General features: G+C 73.1%; 16 protein-coding genes and 1 riboswitch. Of the genes, 8 read left to right on the top strand and 8 right to left on the bottom strand.

Annotation, left to right across the window (positions count from 1 at the left end; translation table 11 throughout):
* Window positions 1–259: 259 nt before the first annotated feature.
* Complete coding sequence (locus ACIGG8_RS08685; protein WP_396546489.1) at window positions 260–1,738, top strand: LCP family protein; 1,479 nt, start codon at window positions 260–262, stop codon at window positions 1,736–1,738.
* Window positions 1,739–1,889: 151 nt separating this feature from the next.
* On the opposite strand, the gene ACIGG8_RS08680 is transcribed toward ACIGG8_RS08685, so the two are convergent.
* The 5 genes from ACIGG8_RS08680 to ACIGG8_RS08660 form a co-directional block, all read right to left on the bottom strand.
* Window positions 1,890–2,549 carry a zinc ribbon domain-containing protein gene (locus ACIGG8_RS08680; protein ID WP_350522645.1) on the bottom strand — a complete coding sequence of 220 codons (660 nt, stop codon included), beginning with the start codon at window positions 2,547–2,549 and terminating at the stop codon, window positions 1,890–1,892.
* 91 nt (window positions 2,550–2,640) lie between these two features.
* Window positions 2,641–2,970: a hypothetical protein gene (locus ACIGG8_RS08675; RefSeq protein ID WP_396546488.1), complete on the bottom strand. Its 330-nt coding sequence runs from the start codon at window positions 2,968–2,970 to the stop codon at window positions 2,641–2,643.
* 144 nt (window positions 2,971–3,114) lie between these two features.
* Window positions 3,115–4,113, bottom strand: a complete 999-nt coding sequence (gene lepB, locus ACIGG8_RS08670) for a signal peptidase I (protein ID WP_396546487.1) — start codon at window positions 4,111–4,113, stop codon at window positions 3,115–3,117.
* Between the two features lie 63 nt (window positions 4,114–4,176).
* The gene (locus tag ACIGG8_RS08665; RefSeq protein ID WP_350522648.1) at window positions 4,177–4,773 is read right to left on the bottom strand and encodes an XRE family transcriptional regulator; all 597 of its coding nucleotides are present in this window, start codon (window positions 4,771–4,773) and stop codon (window positions 4,177–4,179) included.
* 149 nt (window positions 4,774–4,922) lie between these two features.
* On the bottom strand, window positions 4,923–6,440 hold the full coding sequence (locus ACIGG8_RS08660) for a hypothetical protein (RefSeq protein ID WP_396546486.1): 1,518 nt from the start codon (window positions 6,438–6,440) through the stop codon (window positions 4,923–4,925).
* A 369-nt stretch (window positions 6,441–6,809) separates the two neighbouring features.
* Here ACIGG8_RS08660 and ACIGG8_RS08655 point away from each other — a divergent pair, with 369 nt between their 5' ends.
* Window positions 6,810–8,144: an FAD-dependent monooxygenase gene (locus ACIGG8_RS08655; RefSeq protein ID WP_396546485.1), complete on the top strand. Its 1,335-nt coding sequence runs from the start codon at window positions 6,810–6,812 to the stop codon at window positions 8,142–8,144.
* A 69-nt stretch (window positions 8,145–8,213) separates the two neighbouring features.
* Here the strand turns inward: ACIGG8_RS08655 and ACIGG8_RS08650 are convergent, their stop codons facing one another.
* Window positions 8,214–9,758: an FMN-binding glutamate synthase family protein gene (locus ACIGG8_RS08650; protein WP_396546484.1), complete on the bottom strand. Its 1,545-nt coding sequence runs from the start codon at window positions 9,756–9,758 to the stop codon at window positions 8,214–8,216.
* A gap of 402 nt (window positions 9,759–10,160) precedes the next feature.
* Here ACIGG8_RS08650 and ACIGG8_RS08645 point away from each other — a divergent pair, with 402 nt between their 5' ends.
* On the top strand, window positions 10,161–12,071 hold the full coding sequence (locus ACIGG8_RS08645; RefSeq protein ID WP_396546483.1) for a lamin tail domain-containing protein: 1,911 nt from the start codon (window positions 10,161–10,163) through the stop codon (window positions 12,069–12,071).
* Between the two features lie 154 nt (window positions 12,072–12,225).
* On the top strand, window positions 12,226–13,218 hold the full coding sequence (locus tag ACIGG8_RS08640; protein ID WP_396546482.1) for an endonuclease/exonuclease/phosphatase family protein: 993 nt from the start codon (window positions 12,226–12,228) through the stop codon (window positions 13,216–13,218).
* A gap of 68 nt (window positions 13,219–13,286) precedes the next feature.
* Here the strand turns inward: ACIGG8_RS08640 and ACIGG8_RS08635 are convergent, their stop codons facing one another.
* Window positions 13,287–13,859: a histidine phosphatase family protein gene (locus tag ACIGG8_RS08635; protein ID WP_396546481.1), complete on the bottom strand. Its 573-nt coding sequence runs from the start codon at window positions 13,857–13,859 to the stop codon at window positions 13,287–13,289.
* Between the two features lie 107 nt (window positions 13,860–13,966).
* Window positions 13,967–14,125, top strand: a riboswitch (cobalamin riboswitch).
* 35 nt (window positions 14,126–14,160) lie between these two features.
* On the opposite strand from ACIGG8_RS08635, the gene ACIGG8_RS08630 reads away from it, so the two are divergent.
* Both ACIGG8_RS08630 and ACIGG8_RS08625 read left to right on the top strand, forming a co-directional pair.
* The gene (locus ACIGG8_RS08630) at window positions 14,161–14,379 is read left to right on the top strand and encodes a CbtB-domain containing protein (RefSeq protein ID WP_396546480.1); all 219 of its coding nucleotides are present in this window, start codon (window positions 14,161–14,163) and stop codon (window positions 14,377–14,379) included.
* 25 nt (window positions 14,380–14,404) lie between these two features.
* The gene (locus tag ACIGG8_RS08625) at window positions 14,405–15,184 is read left to right on the top strand and encodes a CbtA family protein (RefSeq protein WP_396546479.1); all 780 of its coding nucleotides are present in this window, start codon (window positions 14,405–14,407) and stop codon (window positions 15,182–15,184) included.
* Between the two features lie 112 nt (window positions 15,185–15,296).
* Here the strand turns inward: ACIGG8_RS08625 and ACIGG8_RS08620 are convergent, their stop codons facing one another.
* Entirely contained in the window at window positions 15,297–16,700 is a 1,404-nt protein-coding gene (locus ACIGG8_RS08620) for a short-chain fatty acyl-CoA regulator family protein (protein ID WP_396546478.1), read from the bottom strand.
* Between the two features lie 349 nt (window positions 16,701–17,049).
* On the opposite strand from ACIGG8_RS08620, the gene aceA reads away from it, so the two are divergent.
* Together aceA and aceB are read left to right on the top strand one after the other, a co-directional pair.
* Window positions 17,050–18,342, top strand: a complete 1,293-nt coding sequence (aceA, locus tag ACIGG8_RS08615) for an isocitrate lyase (protein WP_396546477.1) — start codon at window positions 17,050–17,052, stop codon at window positions 18,340–18,342.
* A gap of 167 nt (window positions 18,343–18,509) precedes the next feature.
* Window positions 18,510–20,123, top strand: coding sequence for a malate synthase A (gene aceB / locus ACIGG8_RS08610; protein ID WP_350522660.1), 1,614 nt, complete (start codon window positions 18,510–18,512; stop codon window positions 20,121–20,123).
* Window positions 20,124–20,127: the final 4 nt, after the last annotated feature.

The following is a 20,127-nucleotide window of genomic DNA, read 5'->3' as shown; positions in this document are numbered from 1 at the left end:
TCGCCCGGATCGGCTCCGGCCCCGGGCCGCGCAAGCCCACCGCTCCGACGGGGGCTCCGTGGCAACTGTGGAGGATGACGACGTGTCTGGCCGCAAGGGTTCCCCCGACGCCGGAAATTCGCCGCACCGGGCGGGCGGACGCCGGGCGGCGGGCCGAACGACCGCCCCGGAAACGGGCGAAAAGGACACCGAGGGCATAGCCGAAGGCCGTTCGGCGAGCCGCGCCAAGAAAAAGCCGAAGCGCAGCACCAAACAGAAGGTGCTCTGGGCGACCGCCGGAGGCACCGCGCTCCTGGTGCTCGCCGGCGGCGGCCTCTACTACCGCCTGAACAGCAACATCTCCACCTTCGACGGCGACGCCGTCAGCAAGGACCGCCCGGATGCCGCAGCGCCGGACGCCCAGGGCCGCACCCCGGTGAACGTCCTGCTGATCGGTTCGGACAGCCGCGGCAACGGCAACAGCGACCTCGGCGGCGGCGGGGACGGCGGCGCCCGCTCGGACACCGCGATCCTGCTGCACGTCTACGCCGACCACAAGCACGCCGTCGGCATCTCCATCCCCCGCGACTCCCTGGTCACCATCCCGCCCTGCAAGCTGCCCGGCGGCAAGTGGACCAAGGAGCAGACCAACGTCATGTTCAACAGCGCCTTCTCGGTGGGCGACACCGACCAGGGCAACCCCGCCTGCACCCAGAACGCGGTCGAGAAACTGACCAACCTGCGCGTCGACCACACCATCGTGGTGGACTTCAACGGCTTCGCCTCGATGACCAAGGCGGTCGGCGGGGTCGAGGTCTGCCTGCCGAACGACGTCCACGAGGGGGACCTCAACCCCAACCTGGGACACAAGGGCAAACTGGTCTTCGCCAAGGGCAAGCAGAAGGTCGAGGGGCAGTCCGCGCTCGACTACGTCCGGGTCCGGCACGGCATCGGCGACGGCTCCGACATCGGCCGCACCAAGCGCCAGCAGGCCTTCCTCTCCTCCCTCATCAAGCAGGTCAAGTCCCGCGGGATGGACCCGACCACCCTGCTGCCGCTCGCCGACGCGGCCACCAAGTCGCTGACCGTCGACCCCGGCCTCGGCTCGGCCGCCAAACTGCTCGACTTCGCCACCTCCCTCAAGGACATCGACCTGCACGACGTCAAGTTCCTGACCACGCCGTGGCGCTACGAGGGCCCGCGGGTCGCCCTGGTCCACCCCGACGTGGACCAGCTCTGGGCGGCGCTCAAGGCCGACCGCACCATCGACGGCCAGGACGCCAGCGCCCCGGGCGGCCCCGGCTCCGCAGCCCCCACCACCCCCGCCACCGAGGCCGCCCCCACGCCGACCACCGCCCCGGACCCGAAGGCCGCCGGGGTCAAGGTCTCCGTGCTCAACGGCACCGGCGAGACCGGCCTCGGCGGCAAGGCCGCGGAGGCGGTGAAGGGCGCCGGCTACACCGTCACCACCGTCGGCAACGCCGCCGGGAAGCCCCGCGGCACCACGGTCGTCGAGTACGGTGCGGGCGAGCGCGGCTCCGCCGAGGCGGTCGCCAAGCTGTTCCCGGGCGCGACCGTCCAGCCCGGCGGCCGGGGCCTCAGCGTCGTCCTCGGCCACGACTTCGCCTCCGCCGACCCGGCGACCGTCGCCAACCCGGCCCCCGGCGCGGGCGCCTCTCCGGCACCGCTGCCCACCAGCGTCAGCGGCACCGCCCGCTCGGCGGACGACGACCCCTGCGCCAACGTCTCGTACGGTTGAGCGGCGCGCCGCCGCCGGGTGCGCTCCCGGGGCGCGCGGCCGGTGCCGGGGCGACCGGGCACGCACACGGCGGAAGGGCGGGCGGACGGCGACGGGGCGCCCTCGGACCGCCGTCCCGAGGGCGCCCCGTCGGCCGCGCCAGGAGTCGCGTCTAGCGTCTCGTCCCGCAGGACGGGCAGAACGCGGCGCCGTCCGGCACGTCCTGGTGGCAGCTCGTGCACTGGACGGCCTGCGCCAACCGGAAGCCGCAGCCCGGACAGAACGGCGTGCCGTGCGTCTCGGCGTGGCACTGCGGACAGACCAGCTGGCGCGGCGCGTTGACGTCGTACCCGGTACCCGTCTGCTGTCCGACCTGGTAGGCGCGCTCGGAGACCATGTCGTTGAGACCGCGGTGCTGCGCCGCCATCGCCTCGGCCGCGGTGTCCGGGGCGCAGCTGAAGCACAGGCCCTGCGCCGGGTTGAAGCAGCGGCCGCAGACGTAGTGCGTGCAGCGGGCGCAACGGTTGAAGTGCGTCTGGGCGTTGGCGATCGCGCGCTGGAAGGCGGCGTCCCGGGTGGTGCCCCAGGTCTGGCCGGCCAGACCGTCGGCGGCATTGCTGATGGTGTTGGCGTTGCCGCCGATGAGGTTCCAGGCCGCGCTGACGCCCTTGCCTATCCAGCCGGCCATCTGGCCGGTCCGGAACGCCTCGAACGGCGAGCGCCAGGTGTCCGAGCAGCGGTAGCAGTAGAACTCGAACTGGAAGCCCGCACCGGTGCCGTGCTGCTCGCACAGGTCGCGGTAGTTGCTGCTGAAGTAGATCTCCGAAGTCACGTCGTCCCCGGTCGCTGAAAGTGGGATGTCGGCGGTCGCTCCCAGGGACGATAGGGCTCGGTGAACGGTTCCGCCAAGGCGTCTGCGCTGATCAGAGCCCCGATACCGGCAGCAGCACCACTCGTGCCGGGTCGAACCGCTCCCAGTACGCGGGCTGTCCGCTGCGGCCGACCCGCAGCCGGCACCAGCGCCGGCCGGTCGCGTCCTGCCACCAGCCGCTGATCCGGCCGAGCGCCCAGGCGCCCTCGCCGAGGTCCACCTCGACCGGTTGGTAGACCCACTGCACGGTGTGCTCGCCCGGGTCCACCGGGTTCGCCCCGTCGACCCCGACCCCGCGCTCGTCACGCTCGTCGCGGACGTCCCCGTTCGCGGGGTCCGCCGGGTCCCCGGTCTCCCGGGGACCGCACTGACTCTCCATCACGGCTCCGCCTCCCGACCCGGCCTCGGCCGCGGAGGCCACCCGGTGCGGGGCGGCCGCCGCGGCCGGGGGTGCAGTACACCCCCTGAACTCTACAGGCGTGTAGAGAACGGCGGGAGGGATTCCCCGAAGCCGAGCAGGACCGGCTCAGCGGTCCTTCCGCACCGACCTCCGACGACGGACTCCCCACAGCGCCACCGGAACGACCCCGGCCAGCGCGAGCGCCTCCGAGGCCGGCGGCGCCTCGAACGGGGCACCGGCCGCCCCCGCCGGGACCTTGTCGAAGGTGTCCGGCACGGGCAGGGTGGACCAGTCCGACAGCGGCCACGCCACAACGAACGCCCGGCCGACCACGTTGTCCACCGGCACGAAGCCGTCCCCGGTCACGTTGTGGTGCCAGCGGGAGTCCCGCGAGTTGTTGCGGTGATCGCCCATGACCCAGAGCTTGCCCTTCGGCACGGTGATGGTGCCCACCGGGTCGTTGTCGCAGGGTGTCGAGCCGGGGAACAGGTACGGCTCGTCCAGCGCGACGCCGTTCACCTTCAGCGGGGCACCCGCGTCGCACTGGACCGTGTCCCCGCCGACCGCGATCACCCGCTTGATCAGGTCCTTCTCGTCCGCCGAGGGCATCAGGCCGACGGTGCTCAGCGCCTTCCGGACGGAGCCCATCACGGAGTCGTCGGTGGTCGTCGTGCCCTCCAGCCAGCCACCCGGGTCACGGAAGACCACCACCTCCCCGCGCTCCGGCTCCGCGCCGAACCACGGGGTCAGCTTGTCCACCAGCACCCGGTCACCGATCGCCAGGGTCTGCTCCATCGACCCGGAGGGGATCGAGAAGGCCTGCACGAAGAAGGTCTTGATGCCGAGCGAGAGCAGCAGGGCGATCACCAGCAGGATCGGCAGCTCCTGCCAGAACGGGCGCTTCTTGCGCGGGCGCTTCGCCCCCTCGTCCGGGTCCTCCCCCGCGCCTCCGCCCGAGTCCCCGCCCGCCCCTGCGGCTGCAACCGCGGCCGCCGTACCCACCCCTGTGCCCGTGCCCGAGGACGTGCCCGCGGACGTGCCCACGCCCGCCCGGCCGTCCCCGGCCCCGCCGCGTTCCCCGGCTCCACCGCTCTCGCCGGACTCCGCGCTCTGCTGCACACTCATTTCCTCGGCCCCTCCCGACGGCCCGACGGGAGTCGCAACGAAGACCCCCTGTCAGGAACGAACCTACCGAACAGAGGTTCCCGGGCGCGCCCTGACGTGCATGCGCTCACCCTGCGGGCCGAACAGGCTCAGGAACTCCACCGGCTGCGGGCCCGCGTTGCCGAAGGCGTGCGGGGTGCGGGTGTCGAACTCCGCGGCCTCACCGGCCGTCAGCACCAGGTCGCGCGAACCGAGCACCAGCCGCAGCCGGCCGGACAGCACGTACAGCCACTCGTAGCCCTCGTGCACCTTCAGCTCCGGCTCCGGCTCGGTGTTGCGGCCCGGCGGCACGATGTGCTTGAACGCGTGCATCCCGCCCAGGTGGCGGGTGAGCGGGATGATCGTCTGGCCGTTCCTGGTCACCGGGCGCGGGTGGATCCGCGGGTCACCGGTGGCCGGGGCGCCGACCAGCTCGTCCAGCGGCACCCGGTACTCCCGGGCCAGCGGCAGCAGCAGCTCCAGCGTCGGCTTGCGCTGCCCGGACTCCAGCCGGGACAGCGTGCTGAGCGAGATGCCGGTCGCGGCGGCCAGTTTGGCGAGCGTGGTGCCGCGCTCCCGCCGCAGGGCCCGCAACCGGGGACCCACCGTGGTGAGGACGTTCTCGAACTCTTCGTCGGCCATGCCTGCCATGTGCCGCTACGGCAAGGGCGTTTGTCAATCCGGCACCCGGGTGAGCGCCGGGACGCGGACCGGCGCCGGGCGTGAACCGACCCCGGACGCCGCGTACGAACGCCCCGGCCAGGGACTCAGCGGCGCCTCGGGGCGCCCGGCTACCGGTACTCGCGCAGCCGGGGCCGCACCCCGACCGCGGCGAGGCCCAGCGCCACCGCCAGCACACCGGCTGCCAGGGCCGCCGTGGTGCCGTCCAGGTCCCCGTCGGTCTCGGCGACCGCCCGGTCCATCGCGGTGGCGTTGATCGCGATGGTGTCCCCGATCGCGGCGCCCAACTGCTCGAAGTCGTAATTGGACTGCCCCTTCGAGAGCCCGGTGTTGAGCGTGACCGCCTCCTTGAGCCTCCCGGCGGTGCTCAGCTCGCGGATCCTGCGGTCGGTCAGCTGGTACTGCTGGAAGGTGTCCAGCACGCGCTCGGCGGCGTCCTGCTCGCCCGGGAAGGTGACGTTGTGCAGCTCGCTGCCGAGGTACCCGCCGAAGGGGACCGCCGTACGGTCGGCGCGGTGCCGGCCGGCCGCGTCGGCCAGCCGGGCGTTGTAGTCCGCGAGGGTGGCCCCGTCGATCCGGGCGATCGCCTGGGTCTGCTCCAGGAAGGCCTGCTCGTACACGACGGCGCGGGTCGGGTCGATCAGGTAGCGGCTCTCGTCGGCGTTCATGTCGAACGCGACGGCGCGGGCCCGGCTGAGGGCGATCACCGAGTCGTAGGCGTTGCTCTTGGCGGTCACCAGGTGGTCCTCGGCGCGGCCCACCAGGTTCAGCCCGGTCACCAGCACCACGCCGGTCAGCAGGGTCACCGCGGCCAGCGCCGGGTTGACCACCCGGCGGTAGCGCACGGCGAGGGCGCGCTGGAGGCCGAGCAGCGCCGCGAGGGCGAGCAGGCCGACGGCGAGCAGCCACCACCGGCCGCTGCCCAGGGCGTCGCGCTGCTGAAGGTAGACGCGCTCGACGGAGGCGTCGCTGGTGACGGTGACCTGGTCGGCGGCGGGCAGGAGTCGGCCGCGCAGCAGGTCGGTGGCCTGCCGGTAGGTCTCCAGCGCGGCCTGCGAGGGCTGCCCGGCGGGCGAGTTCGCCTGCTCCTCCAGCAGCTGCGCCCGGGCGACCAGCGCCTCGTAGCTGCCGAGCCGGTCCAGGACGAGCCGGACGGCGCGCTGCCCGGCCGGGTCGTCGGCCGCGGCCTGGGCGGCCTGCTGCAGGTCATCGTCGGCCTGGGCGCGGCGCTGCTCGTAGGTGTCCAGGGTCTGCTTGCGCAGGGTCGTGTACTCGGGGTCGGCGCCGACCAGCAGCAGGTTGGCGGCCTGGGCGTCCATGTCGCTGAGCGCGAAGTAGAGGTCGGCGGCGCGGGTGGCCTGCGGGGCGTCCCGGTGGCCGATGGTGTCGGTGCCGTCGCGGGCGCCGCCGAGTACGGCGGTGGCGGTGGCGCCGAGGCCGAGCAGGGCGGCGAGGCTCAGCGCGGTGAGGCCGCGCACCAGGCGCGGGGTGGTCCAGTGGTCCCGACTGCCGACCGTCCGCGCACGGCGGCCGAGGCGGGCCAGGGCACCCGGTGGGGCGGGTTCCGCCGTCTCCGGCGGGTCAGCCTCGTTCGAGGTGGTCGCCCTGTGCTCCGTGGAGGTCGTCATGACCGCACGTCCCTTTCCCCCGTGGCACGGTCGGCCGGGGGTTCGGGCGCGCCGAAGACCCCGAGCGCAGAACCGTTTCTGCGTTTCGTTCGCTCTTCCGCCGCGCGACGCTAGTGCCGCACCGACCGGTGCACGGGTGGTCCTGACGCCTCCTTGACACCGCCGGGCACCGATCTTGACGCTTCCTTAGCACCCGCCTGCTCCCGGCACCCCCTTCCGCCGGCACCCTCCCGACCGCGCGGCGGCCCGCCCCGGGGAGCCGGCGTGCCGGTCGACCCGATCCGACGTCAACAGCGGCCGGGAGCACCGGTGTTCCTCCTCCGACCGAAACGATCACGGAGCCCTCGGCGCGCCACTACGCTACGTGTCATGACTTCTTCGGATAAGACCCCCGGGCTGGGCACTGCGGTGGTGATCGGCGGCGGACTGGCCGGATTGGGGGCGGCCTGGGCGCTGCGCGGCCACGCGGAGCGGATCGTCGTCGTGGAGCGGGACCACTACCCGGCGGAACCGGCGTTCCGGGCCGGGGTGCCGCAGGGACGGCACGCCCACCTGGTGCTGGAGGCCGGGCACCGGGTCCTGGAGGAGATGTTTCCCGGCATCAAGCAGGAGCTGATGGACGCGGGTGCCCTGCGGGTGGCCACCTCGGAGGTGAGGTGGCTCTGTTCCGCCGGGTGGATGGCCGAGTACCCGGCGCGGATGGCCTTCCTCTCCTGCACCCGGCCGGTGCTGGACCAGCTCGTCCTGAAGCGGGTCCGCGCCGACTCCTCTATCGAGTTCCTGGAGGGCACCGACGTGGTCGGCCTGCTCGGGTCGGCCGGGGCGGTGACCGGGGTGAAGGTCCGCGAGCGGGGCCCGGAGCGCGGCGAAGTCCGTGACCTCCCCGCCGAGTTGGTGGTGGACGCGGCCGGCCGCTCGACCTCGGTGCCGAAGTGGCTGACGGAGCTGGGCTGCCGCCCGGTGCCCGAGCAGCGGGTGGACGCGGGCGTGGCGTACACCTCCCGGCTGTTCCACCGCCCGGCCGGGGTCGACCTCGGCGGCCAGGCGATCTACCTGCAGACCAAGGCGCCGGAAGCACCGCGGATGGGCGTCCTGCTGCCGGTCGAGGGCGACCGCTGGATCGTCAGCCTCGCCGGGATGCGCGGCGCCGAACCCCGGCCCGGCGAGGAGGGGTTCACCGAGCACCTCGCCGGACTGCGCGACCCGCTGCTCCGCGAAGTGCTGCGGGACGCCGAACCCGCGGGCGAGGTGCGCGGCTTCCTCCCCGGCCCCGGCGTGCGGCGGCACTACGAACGCAGCGGTCCGGAGGGCCTGGTGGCGGTCGGCGACGCCGCGAGCACCTTCAACCCGGTGTACGGCCAGGGGGTCACCGTCGCCCTGTTCTGCGCCCGGGAGCTGCGGCGGACCGTGCGGCGGCACGGCGGCATCGGCCACGCCGCGGCCCGGGACGCGCGGCGCGCCGTCGCGGCGGCGTCCAAGAACCCGTGGGTGATGTCCTGCGCCGAGGACGCCCGTTTCGACACCACCACCGGCGCGCCCACCGGCGCCCTGCTCAAGCTCCAGCACCGCTTCCTGGACAAGGTGCTGGCCGGCGCCACCCGCGACCCCCTGGTCACCGCGGCGTTCCACGAGGTGATGTCGCTGGTGGAGCCGCCGTCGCTGCTGTTCCGCCCGTCGGTGCTCAGCGCCGTCCTGCGCGGCTGAGCACCGACGGGTCGGGCCGGCCGGGGCCGCTTGATCGGCCCGGCCTGCCCGATCGGCGCCGTCGGCGCGTCAGACGGTCGGCTTCCCGTGGGAGGCCGGCCCGCCCGTGACGAGGGCCGTGATCTCGGCGGCGAGCTGCGGGCCGAGCTCGCCCCACCCCTCCTTGTAGCCGTAGACGCCGGCCAGGGAGCGGGCCTCGTAGTCGCCGTTCATGATCTCGATGTCGTTCGCCGTGATCAGTGCCGGGTGGGCCACGCCGACGGCCGCCGAAACCTTCATCAGCTCCTTGCGCAGGGTGCGCAGGTAGACGGCGGCCCGGGTGGCCTTCGAGGCCGGGTCGAGGCCGCGGGCCAGCCACGGGTTCTGGGTCGCGATGCCGGTGGGGCACTTGTCGGTGTGGCACTTCTGCGCCTGGATGCAGCCGATCGACAGCATCGCCTCACGGGCGACGTTGATCATGTCGACCCCGAGGGCGAAGGCGACCGCGGCGTTCTCGGGCAGACCGAGCTTGCCGGAGCCGATGAAGGTCAGCTCGTCGGTCAGCCCCAGCTCGGCGAACGTGCCGTGGACCCGGGAGAAGCCCATCCGGAACGGCAGCGACACCGAGTCGGCGAACATCCGCGGGGCCGCGCCGGTGCCGCCCTCGCCGCCGTCGATCGTCACGAAGTCGACCCCGCGGTCGCCGCGCGCCATCAGGGTGGCCAGCTCCTGCCAGAAGCCCATCTCGCCCACCGCGCTCTTCACCCCGACCGGCAGGCCGGTCTCGGCGGCGAGCAGCTCGACGAAGTCGAGCATCGAGTCGACGTCGCCGAACGCGCTGTGCCGCGACGGGGAGGCGCAGTCCTCGCCGACCGGGATGCCACGGATCCCGGCGATCTCCGGGGTCACCTTCGCGCCCGGCAGCATCCCGCCCAGCCCGGGCTTGGCACCCTGGGAGAGCTTGATCTCTATCGCCTTGACCGGGGCTCCGGCGACGACGTCCTTGAGCTTGTCGAGGTTGAAGCTGCCGTCCTCGTTGCGGCAGCCGAAGTACGACGTCCCGAGCTGGAGGACGAGGTCACCGCCGTTGCGGTGGTACGGCGAGAGGCCGCCCTCGCCCGTGTTGTGCATCGTGCCCGCCAGCGCCGCGCCCTTGTTGAGCGCCGTGACGGCCGCGCCGGAGAGGGATCCGAAGCTCATCGCCGAGATGTTCACCACGCTGGCCGGCCGGAACGCCTTGGCGCGCCCGCGCGGCCCGCCGAGCACCTTGGCCGAGGGCAGCGGGGCCTGCGGGTCGTGCGCGTCGGGCAGGGCGCCGGCGAACGTGCGCTGCTTGACGTAGGCGTGGCCCTGGACGTGCTCGACGTCGACTTCGGTGCCGAACCCGAAGTAGTTGTTCTCCTCCTTCGCCGACGCGTAGATCCACGTGCGCTGGTCACGGCTGAACGGGCGCTCCTCCTCGTTGGAGGTCACGATGTACTGCCGCAGCTCCGGCCCGATCCGCTCCAGCAGGTACCGGGCGTGCCCGACCACCGGGAAGTTCCGGAGCAGCGCGTGCCGCTTCTGCACGAGGTCGCGGGCAGCCAGGAGCGCCACCGCTGTCGCGGCGGCCGCGCCGATCTTCCGGGCTTGCATGAACGTTCCTCCAAGGTGCACGACACCATCGCCGGGCGGTGGGGTCGTCGTGTCGTGTGGATGCCGGACGGCGGGCACGCGGCCGAGCAGGCAGCAGCGTCCGTCGAGGGATGCCAGACGATGGTAGGAGGCCCCCCGGACCGGCCCGCGGCCAGGGGCGGTCGGAACGCGCAGCCGCCGACCCGCGCCCGGCGTTCCGGGTGTTCCGGGGTGTTCCTTGTGTTCCGGGGTGTTCCCGAACCTTCCGGGACGTTCCCAAGCGTTCCGGAGCGTTCCGGAGGTCAGCAGGCGGCATTCAGCCCCCGTACACGCTGTTTCAACGTTGCGTCACCAGAGTTCGGCCTCGTGCCTACCTCACACTCACGCGCCGGTGTCGCCTCCCTGTGCGCCGCGGCTTTGACGTTGTCAGGAATCGTCGTCACCGGGATCGTCGCCGCACAGCCCGCGGCGGCCGCGGACCCGGCCGGCTACCAGAACGTTCGGATCAACGAGGTCACCTCGTCCAACAGCGACACCGTGGAGCTGTTCAACAGCGGCTCGACCGCGGTGAGCATCAGCGGCTGGAAGATGTCCGACGACGGCTTCACGCCGCAGGCGTTCAGCCCGTCCTCCACCACCATCCCGGCCGGCGGCTTCGTCACCTTCAACTCGCCCAAGGGGCTGGGTGACTCGGACAAGGTGGTGATCTACACCGCCGACGGCACCGTGGTCGACCGCGTCGACTGGGCGACCAACAACGCCAAGCCGGCGATCGCCCGCTGCGGCGGCGACGGCACCGGGACGTGGGTGACCGCGACCGCGGCGACCACCTTCGGCTCCGCCAACGCCGGCGGCTGCCCGGCGTCGATCCCGGCCGCGAGCAAGGTGCGGATCAACGAGGTCACCGCGGACGGCGCGGACACCGTCGAGCTGTACAACAGCGGCACGAGTGCGGTCGGCATCGGGTCGTGGAAGTACGTCGACAACGACACCACGCACTCCCCGGTCTCCGTCTCGTCCTCCTCGCCGAGCGCGACCACCATCCCCGCGGGCGGCTACGTCACGTTCAACTCCACCATCGGCCTGGGCGGCAACGACTCGCTGTTCCTGATCGACGGCAGCGGCAACACCGTCGACTCGGTGACCTGGGCGGCCGGTGGCGCCTCGCCGTCCGACGAGCGGTGCACCGGCGGCTTCCGGACCTCCGTGACCGCGACGTTCGGCAGCGCGAACTCCTGCTCGGGCGCCGGCGGCGGGGGCGGTGGCGGTCAGACCGGCCACCTGCTGGGCGGCGGCGGCGCGCTCACCAGCGGCTGCACGCCCGAGGCGCCCTCCGGTACGGGCTCCACCCCGGCGGGCACCCTGGCGTGGCCGGGTGGGCTGGACGTCACGATCGCCGACAACGTCTGCGCGTTCACCACGTCCACCGGCCCCGAGGGCCGTGACGTCAGCGGCCTGGCCTTCGACCCGGCCGACCCGTCCGTGCTGTGGGCGGCCAAGAACAAGAACTGGCTGTTCAAGCTGGTCAAGAGCAACGGCAAGTGGATCCCGGACGCCTCCTGGAGCGCGACCGGAAAGCAGATCCGCTTCGCGGGCGGCTCCGGCCAGCCGGACTCCGAGGGCCTGACGGTCGGCCCCAACGGCCACCTCTACGTGACCTCCGAGCGCGACAACAGCAACAACACCGTCCCCAAGGACACGATCATGGAGTTCGACCCGGCCGCGACCGGCTCGACCCTCACCCCGGTCCACCAGTGGGACATGACCTCGCAGTTCCCGCAGCTGAACACCGGCAGCAAGGACGACGCCAACCTGGGCTTCGAGGGCGTCGGCTACGTGCCGGACAACTGGCTGACCGCGAACGGCTGGGTCGACCCGCTCACCGGCTCCGCCTACAACCCGGCGAACTACCCGCTACACGGGTCGGGCCTGTACTTCGCCGGTCTGGAGTGGGACGGCACCCTGCACGCGTACGGCCTGAACTCCGACGGCACGTTCACCACCTTCGGCACGATCGCCACCGGCAAGGTCTCCGTCATGGACGTGACCTTCGACGCCGGCACCCAGCGCCTCGTCGCGACCTGCGACAACACCTGCGGCGAGACCCACACCTTCATGAAGGTCAACGCCGCCGGCACGATCGTCCCGGACGTGACCTACACGAACCCGGCCGTCATGCCGGTCGACAACCTGGAGGGCTTCGCGATCGCGCCGACGTCCACCTGCGTCAACGGCTTCCGCGAGGCGGTCTGGAGCGACGACGGCATCTACGGCTTCGGCTCCGGGACCTCCTCCTCCGGACACGCCCTCTACAGCGGCACCTTCCCCTGCTGACCGCGTGCTGAAAGCTCCCGGCCGTCGGCGGGTCACGACCGTGCCGTGACCACCGCCGACGGCCGGGAGCTTCGTCGTAGGTCCGTCGCCGCCGGGCGGGCCGCCGGGACCCTCCAACGCTCCTGCCCCGGGGCGCTGTTGGTAGCGTCCCTCCATGATCGGCTCCGCGCTGGTGCGCCTCGCGACCTTCAACGTCCTGCACGGGCAGCAGCTCCCGGACGACGGCCGCCCGCCTGGGCCGGCCTCCGACACCGCCGGCGTACACCCGCTCGTCGACGCCGTCGTCTCCCTGGACGCCGACGTGGTGGCGCTGCAGGAACTCGACCGCTTCCAGGAGCGGTCGGGCCGGGTCGACCAGGCGCGCGCGATCGCCGAGGCGACCGGCGCCGCAGACTGGCGCTACGCCTCGGCGTTCCACGCCCGGTCCGGGCCGGGGCGGACCTGGGCCCCCGACCGGTCCGAACCGGGGCTGCGGGTGTACGGGCCGAAGGGCGTCGGGCAGGACGGCGAGCTCCCCTCGCACGGCATCGCGCTGCTGTCCCGGCTGCCCGTCCTGGGCTGGCGGGCCCGGCCGTTCGGCGCACCGCCCGTCGCCGTGCCCCTGCCGGTGTCCGGACGCACGGGCCTCAGGGTGATCCGCGACCATCCGCGCGTGGCACTGGCCGCCGTCCTGGAGGGGCGGCGCGGCCCGTTCACCGCGGTGGCGCTGCACCTGTCGTTCGTCCCGGGGTGGAACCTCCGCCAACTCCTCGCCGTACACCGCTGGATCGCCGGCCTGCCCCGGCCGCACGTGCTGCTGGGCGACTTCAACATCCCCGGCGCGATCCCCGCGGCCACCCTCGGCGCGGCCGAGTTCCTCGCTCCGTCGAAGCGCGCGACGCCTTCGACACCGCCGACGCCTTGGACACCGTCGGCGCCCTCGACTCCCCCGGCGCGCGCGACTCCGACGCCGCAGACCGCCGGTCTGTCGGCCCGGCCGGGCTGGCGCCGCCTTGCCCGCGTCCGCACCTTCCCGTCGCACCGCCCCCTGGTGCAGCTCGACCACGTGCTCGCCACCGGGCTCGGGCCGCACCCGTCCCTGCCGGCGCGGGCCCCGAGGACGCCGGTCTCGGACCACCGGCCCGTGGTGGTCGAGCTGCCGCTGTAGCCCACAGCCGATCGACTGGTCCTGCCGCTCACCGACGGCACCCTGCCCGCACCCTCACGACGGCACCGTCACACCGGCATCAGAGCCGTCCCGCAGAGCAGGTTCCAGCGGCCAGCGCGGCCGGACAGCTCGGTGGCCGACAGCGGCCGGACGTCGAGGCGCCAGAACGCCGTCGGTGGCAGGTCGAGCGCCCGTACCACCGCGGCCCGGACGACCGCGGGTTCGGCCACCGCCAGGACCCGCCCGCCGTCCCCGGCCAGCCCGTTCAGCCAGCCGCCCACCCGTGCGCACAGCGCTGTGACCGACTCCCCGCCGTGCGGGGCCGCCTCCGGGTCGGTCAGCCAGCGCGACACCGCCTGCGGGTCCCGGGCCGCGACGTCCTCCAGTCGCTGCCCGCGCCAGGCGGCCACGTCCAGGTCCGCCAGCGACGCGGCCGGCTCGGCGGCGAGGCCGAGGGCCTCCGCGGTCAGCCGGCAGCGCGCCGAGGGCGAGGTGAAGGAACGGGCCGCCGGGGGCAGCGCAGCGGCTGCCGCGCGGGCGGCGGCCAGGCCCGCCTCCTCCGGCGGGGCGTCGTCGCCGAATCTCGCCTCCCGCAGTTCGGCTCCGATCGACGGTGCGATGAAGATCACGCGGACGGTCACCCGTCCCCCTCCCTGCCCCGAACTGGGCCTTCGCGCGTGTGCGTACCGGTGCTCCCGCCGTCCGACGCGCCGGGTGCGCGCCCGTGAGCCCCCTGTCAAGCCCCTTGGCCGGACGTTCGCGACACGGTACCGTCCCTGCGACAACTGAAGACGGCAGAGCGCGGAAGCCCGGTGAGACTCCGGCACGGTCGCGCCACTGTGAAGCCGTAGCCCTGGCCCCCGCCTCGGCCCGGCGAGTCAGACCCGCCCTGCCGTCCGTGCTCCACCGAAACGGGACGCGTGTTCCCAGAGGAGGTCGGCCATGGCTCACCCCATCGCCCCCGCAGCCCCCACCGCCCCGGCGGTCACCCCCATCTCCGTCAAGGCCATCCTGCCCTGGGCCGTCTTCTTCGGCATCCTGCTGATGACCCTGATCTACTTCGTCGGCGCCGAGCAGGGCGCCACCTCCCTCATCTCCGGCGAAGACGTCCACGAGTGGGTCCACGACGGCCGCCACCTGCTCGGCTTCCCCTGCCACTGACCAGGAAAACAGGGGAAACAGACCAGTGAACTCCGTGAACGTCAGATCCCTGCTCGTCCGCGGCATGCTCGCCGGCCTCGCCGCCGGCCTGCTCGCCCTCATCGTCGCCTACCTGCTCGGCGAACCCCGCGTGGACGCAGCCATCGCCTACGAGGACGCCCACGCCGCCCCCGGCGCACCCGAGATGGAGATCGTCAGCCGCTCCCTGCAGTCCACCGCGGGCCTGGCCACCGGCATCCTCCTCTACGGCGTCGCCCTCGGCGGCATCGCCGCCCTCGCCTACTGCTTCGCCCTCGGCCGCATCGGCCGCTTCTCCCCGCGCGCCGCCGCAGCCCTGCTGTCCGGCGTCGCACTCGTCGCGGTCTACGTCGTGCCGTTCCTCAAGTACCCGGCCAACCCGCCGTCGGTGGGCGACCCGGAGACCATCGGCAAGCGCACCACGCTGTACTTCCTGATGATGGCGCTCAGCGTGCTGCTGGCGGTCGCCGCGGTGATCGTCGGCAAGCGCCTCGCACCACGCCTGGGCACCTGGTACGCCACCGTCGTCGCCGTCCTCGGCTTCGCCGTGGCCATCGGCCTCGCCTACGCCTTCCTGCCCGCCATCAACGAGGTCCCCGAGGACTTCTCGGCCACCCTCCTCTGGCAGTTCCGCCTCGCCGCACTCGCCATCCAGCTCACCCTCTGGACCTCCTTCGGACTGCTCTTCGGCCACCTCGCCGAACGACTCCTCAACCCGAAGCCGGCGACCGCGGCCGCCGTCGCAACGCCGGAGACCAGCCCGGAGACCGCCGCCTCCGCACACTGAGGCACGCACCGTCCCACCGTCACCACACCGGAGGCCGGTCGAGACGACACCACGTCGCCCCGACCGGCCTCCGGCGTTCCCGGGACGAGGACGGAGCCGCCGTTTCCGGCCGTCAGCTCCGGGGGTCGGGTACCGCGGCGTAGGGGACGAAGGTGCTGGTGCGCTCGTCGACGGCCAGCGGACGGCCGATGGCCGGGGCGGAGCGCTGGGGGCAGGCGGGACGTTCACAGACCTTGCAGCCGAGGCCGATCGGGGTGGCGACGCTCTCGTCGCCGAGGGCGAGGCCGGCCGAGTACACCAGCCGTCCGGCGTGGCGGATCTCGCAGCCGAGGCCGATGGCGAAGGTCTTGCCGGGGCGGCCCCAGCCGCCGGGTGAGCGGGTGACGGCGCGGGCGGTCCAGAGGTAGCGGCGGCCGTCGGGCATGGCGGCGACCTGGACGTGGACCCGGCCGGGTGAGGCGAAGGCGTCGTAGACGTTCCACAGCGGGCAGGTGCCGCCGGTGCGGGAGAAGTGGAAGGGCGTGGCGGACTGCCGCTTGGAGACGTTGCCGGCCCGGTCGACGCGGACGAACGAGAACGGCACGCCGCGCAGGCCTGAGCGCTGGAGGGTGCTGAGGCGGTGGCAGACGGTCTCGTAGCCGACGCCGAAGTGGTCGGCGAGGTGCTCGATGTCGTAGCGCGCCGCCTCCGCCTGGGCGTGGAAGGCGGTGTACGGCAGGACGAGGGCGGCGGCGAAGTAGTTGGCCAGCCCGATCCGGGTGAGGGAGAACGCGGTGGAGCCCTCCGGACTGTCCTGGACGGCGAGTTCGGACAGCAGGGAGTCGTGTTCCAGGTAGCCGAGCTGGGTGGCCATCCGGAAGGCCTGCTGACCGGGGCGCAGCCGGTCCGACAGGTACAGGGTCCGGGTCCGCTCGTCGTACCGGTGCAGTTGTCCGCCCCCGGTGGCGATCCGGACCCGGTGCGTGGTGGCGAGCCGTTCGGTCAGCGCCTCCCTGACCCCGCCGCGCCTCAGCTCGATGGAGTTCGCCAACTCCTCGGCGGCTGTGTCGAGTTCGTGGACGTAGTTGCGGCGGTTGTAGAAGAACTCCCGGACCTGTTCGTGCGGGGTGCGGGCGTCGGCTTCGGCGCCGCGGTCCCCGGCGAGGACGGCGAGCTGTTCGGCCGCGTCCCGGCGGCCGCGGGCGAGATCCGTCAACAGCCGTGCCACGGCGGGCAGTCGGGCGGCCAGCTCGTCGAGGTCGCCGGCGGTGACGCGTCCGGCGGTGATCTCCTCGCCGAGCGTGTCCCGCAGTTCGGCGGTGAGCCGGGCGCTGTCCGGCGGGGCGAAGTAGCCGGCCTCGATTCCGAAGGCCTCGGTGAGGCGCAGCAGGACGGGGACGGTGAGCGGGCGGGCGTCGTGCTCCAGCTGGTTGAGGTAGCTGGGCGAGAGGTCGATCAGCCGGGCGAGGGCGGCCTGGCTGAGGCCGCGTTCCTCGCGCAGGCGGCGCAGCCTGGCGCCGGCGAAGGCCTTCCCCATGTGGCTCCTTCCACGGTGCGCGCCCCGGGCGGATGCGGTGGGGGCAGCCTAGCCGCCGGGGCGGGGGTCGGATCGTCGCAACCTTCGCAGATTCGCTGATGATCGTTCGCAGAAGTTGGCACCGGTCCACCGGTGACGGCGGGCCCGGCAGGCTGCCAGAGTCGGTGGTGCGGCCGGGAGGTGCGCAGGACAGCAGTGAAACACCAGGTCGGTCGCGGTCCGGTGGGCTGTCCGGGCATCCACGTCCCGCGGTGCACCACCGCAGCCCGGCACCGTCCGGCCGCCCACTCGCCCTTGCGGTGAGGTGCGTCACACCCTTCGCAAACGAGCACCCTCGGGGAGCAGATCCATGACTCAGTCGGTTCGGCAGCAGCAGGAGCAGCAGGCGGCGGAGCTCGCCGCCCGGTGGGCCTCCGACCCCCGCTGGGCGGGCGTCGAGCGCACCTACACGGCGGCCGACGTGGTGCGGCTGTCCGGCACGGTGCGCGAGGAGCACACCCTGGCCCGGCGCGGCGCCGAGCGCCTGTGGACCCAACTGCACGAGCAGGACTACATCCACGCCCTCGGTGCGCTCACCGGCGGGCAGGCCGTGCAAATGGTGAAGGCCGGACTGCAGGCGATCTACCTCTCCGGCTGGCAGGTCGCGGCCGACGCCAACCAGGCCGGTCAGACCTACCCCGACCAGAGCCTCTACCCCGCCAACTCCGTTCCGCAGGTGGTGCGCAGGATCAACAACGCGCTGCTGCGGGCGGACGGGATCGACGCCGCCGAGGGCAACGACGGCCCGGACTGGCTGGTGCCGATCGTCGCCGACGCCGAGGCCGGCTTCGGCGGCCCGCTGAACGCCTTCGAGCTCACCAAGGGCATGATCGCGGCCGGCGCGGCGGGCATCCACTACGAGGACCAGCTCGCCTCCGAGAAGAAGTGCGGCCACCTCGGCGGCAAGGTGCTGGTGCCGACCGCCCAGCACGTGCGCACGCTGAACGCCGCCCGTCTGGCCGCCGACATCGCCGACGTGCCGACCCTGATCGTCGCCCGCACCGACGCGCTCGCCGCCAACCTGCTGACCACCGACGTCGACGAGCGCGACGCCCGCTTCTGCACCGGCGAGCGCACCGCCGAGGGCTTCTACCGGGTCGAGCCCGGCATGGCGCCGGTCATCTCCCGCGGCCTGGCCTTCGCCCCGTACGCGGACCTGATCTGGGTGGAGACCGGCACCCCGGACCTCGCGCAGGCCCGCGAGTTCGCCGAGGCGCTCAAGGCCGAGTACCCGGACAAGATGCTGGCCTACAACTGCTCGCCGTCCTTCAACTGGAAGGCCGCCCTGGACGACGACCGGATCGCCAAGTTCCAGCGGGAGCTGGGCGCGATGGGCTACCGCTTCCAGTTCATCACGCTGGCCGGCTTCCACGCGCTGAACCACTCGATGTTCCAGCTCGCCCGCGGCTACGCCGAGCACGGCATGACGGCCTACGTCGACCTGCAGGAGGCCGAGTTCGCGGCCGTGCCGGACGGCTACACCGCGGTGAAGCACCAGCGCGAGGTCGGCACCGGGTACTTCGACCAGGTGTCCACCGCGCTCAACCCGAACGCCGAGACCCTGGCGCTCACCGGCTCCACCGAGGCCGAGCAGTTCCACTGAGCCACCCCGGGCGACCCGGAGCGCCACCGAGCCACCCCGGACGCCCGAACCGTCACTGAGCCACCCCGGCGGCCTCGTTGGGGACGAGCCGCCGTCCACCCCGCCGCCCTGGGCCTCGTTGAGGGACGAGGCCCAGGGCGCCTTCCGCCCGCCCCCTGGAGAGCCGGATGAGCCAGCCCAGCCGCATCGAGGTCCTCGGAGCGCACGAGGACCGATTCGACGAGATCCTCACCCCCGAGGCACTCGCCTTCCTCGCCCGCCTGCACGACCGGTTCGCGGACCGTCGCGCCGAGCTGCTCGCCGAACGCGGCCGCCGTGCCGCCGCGTTGGCCGCCGGCGCCACCCTGGACTTCCTCCCGGAGACCCGCGCCGTCCGGGAGGACCGCACCTGGCGGGTGGCCGGCGCCGGTCCCGGCCTGCACGACCGCCGGGTGGAGATCACCGGCCCGCCCGAGCGCCGGATGACCGTCAACGCCCTCAACTCCGGCGCGAAGGTGTGGCTCGCGGACTTCGAGGACGCCACCTCCCCCACCTGGCACAACCTGGTCTCCGGCCAGCTCAACCTGCTGGACGCGATCGACCGCCGGATCGACGACACCACCCCGGACGGCAGGCGCTACTACGTCGGGGACGACCCGGCCACCATCGTGGTCCGCCCCCGCGGCTGGCACCTGGACGAGCAACACCTGCTGATCGACGGCCGCCCGGCCGTCGGCGCCCTGGTCGACTTCGGCCTCTACCTCTTCCACTGCGGCCGGCCCCAGATCGCGGCCGGATCCGGCGCCTACTTCTACCTGCCCAAGCTGGAGAGCCACCACGAGGCGCGGCTCTGGAACGAGGTCTTCACCTTCGCCCAGGCCGAGTTGGGCATCCCGCACGGCACGATCCGCGCCACCGTCCTCATCGAGACCATCACCGCCGCCTTCGAGATGGACGAGATCCTCTACGAGCTGCGCGAGCACGCGGCCGGCCTCAACGCGGGCCGCTGGGACTACCTGTTCAGCCTGATCAAGAACTTCGCCCAGCACGGCCCGCGCTTCGTCCTGCCCGACCGCGCCACCCTCACCATGACGCAGCCGTTCATGCGCGCCTACACCGACCTGCTGGTGCGCACCTGCCACCGCCGCGGCGCCCACGCCATCGGCGGCATGGCCGCCGCGATCCCGCAGCGCGACCCGGAGGCCAACGCCGTCGCGCTGACCAAGGTCCGCGCCGACAAGGAACGCGAGGCCGGCGACGGCTTCGACGGTTCCTGGGTTGCCCACCCCGGCCTGGTGGCCACCTGCCGCACCGCCTTCGACGCCGTCCTCGGGGACCACCCGAACCAGCTCGACCGCACCCGCGAGGACGTCGAGGTCACCGCCGCCGACCTGCTCGGCGTCCACCGTCTGACCGCCGGCCTGCCGACCGAGCAGGGCCTGCGCGCCAACGTCGCCGTCGCCCTGCGCTACCTGGTCGCCTGGCTGAACGGCTCCGGCGCCGTCGCCGTCTTCGGGCTGATGGAGGACGTCGCCACCGCCGAGATCTCCCGCTGTCAGATCTGGCAGTGGCAGCACCACTGCACCCGGCTCACCGGCGGCTCGCTCGTCACTCCGGACACGGTGCGGCGCCTGATCGACCGCGAGCGGGCAGCCCTGCTCGCGGACGGCGTCGATCCGGTGCTGGTGGACGACGCGGTGCGGATCCTGGAGGAGACCGCGCTCGGCGCGGACCTGCCCGCCTTCCTGACCACCGAGGCCTACGCCCGCCACCTCGTGCACACGACCGTCCCGGTGGCCTGACCCA

This window comes from Kitasatospora sp. NPDC085464 (assembly GCF_044541955.1).
Classification (GTDB): domain Bacteria; phylum Actinomycetota; class Actinomycetes; order Streptomycetales; family Streptomycetaceae; genus Kitasatospora.
Note: the sequence above shows the minus strand (reverse complement) of the source record. Positions and strands in the feature narration are given on the sequence as shown.

Excerpts from the sequence above, each read along its gene's own strand:
- ACIGG8_RS08655 (WP_396546485.1), top strand. The coding sequence starts at position 6,810 with ATGACTTCTTCGGATAAGACCCCCGGGCTGGGCACTGCGGTGGTGATC.
- lepB (WP_396546487.1), bottom strand. The coding sequence starts at position 4,113 with ATGAGTGTGCAGCAGAGCGCGGAGTCCGGCGAGAGCGGTGGAGCCGGG.
- ACIGG8_RS08630 (WP_396546480.1), top strand. The coding sequence starts at position 14,161 with ATGGCTCACCCCATCGCCCCCGCAGCCCCCACCGCCCCGGCGGTCACC.
- ACIGG8_RS08660 (WP_396546486.1), bottom strand. The coding sequence starts at position 6,440 with ATGACGACCTCCACGGAGCACAGGGCGACCACCTCGAACGAGGCTGAC.
- ACIGG8_RS08640 (WP_396546482.1), top strand. The coding sequence starts at position 12,226 with ATGATCGGCTCCGCGCTGGTGCGCCTCGCGACCTTCAACGTCCTGCAC.
- ACIGG8_RS08650 (WP_396546484.1), bottom strand. The coding sequence starts at position 9,758 with ATGCAAGCCCGGAAGATCGGCGCGGCCGCCGCGACAGCGGTGGCGCTC.
- aceB (WP_350522660.1), top strand. The coding sequence starts at position 18,510 with ATGAGCCAGCCCAGCCGCATCGAGGTCCTCGGAGCGCACGAGGACCGA.
- ACIGG8_RS08620 (WP_396546478.1), bottom strand. The coding sequence starts at position 16,700 with ATGGGGAAGGCCTTCGCCGGCGCCAGGCTGCGCCGCCTGCGCGAGGAA.
- aceA (WP_396546477.1), top strand. The coding sequence starts at position 17,050 with ATGACTCAGTCGGTTCGGCAGCAGCAGGAGCAGCAGGCGGCGGAGCTC.
- ACIGG8_RS08665 (WP_350522648.1), bottom strand. The coding sequence starts at position 4,773 with ATGGCCGACGAAGAGTTCGAGAACGTCCTCACCACGGTGGGTCCCCGG.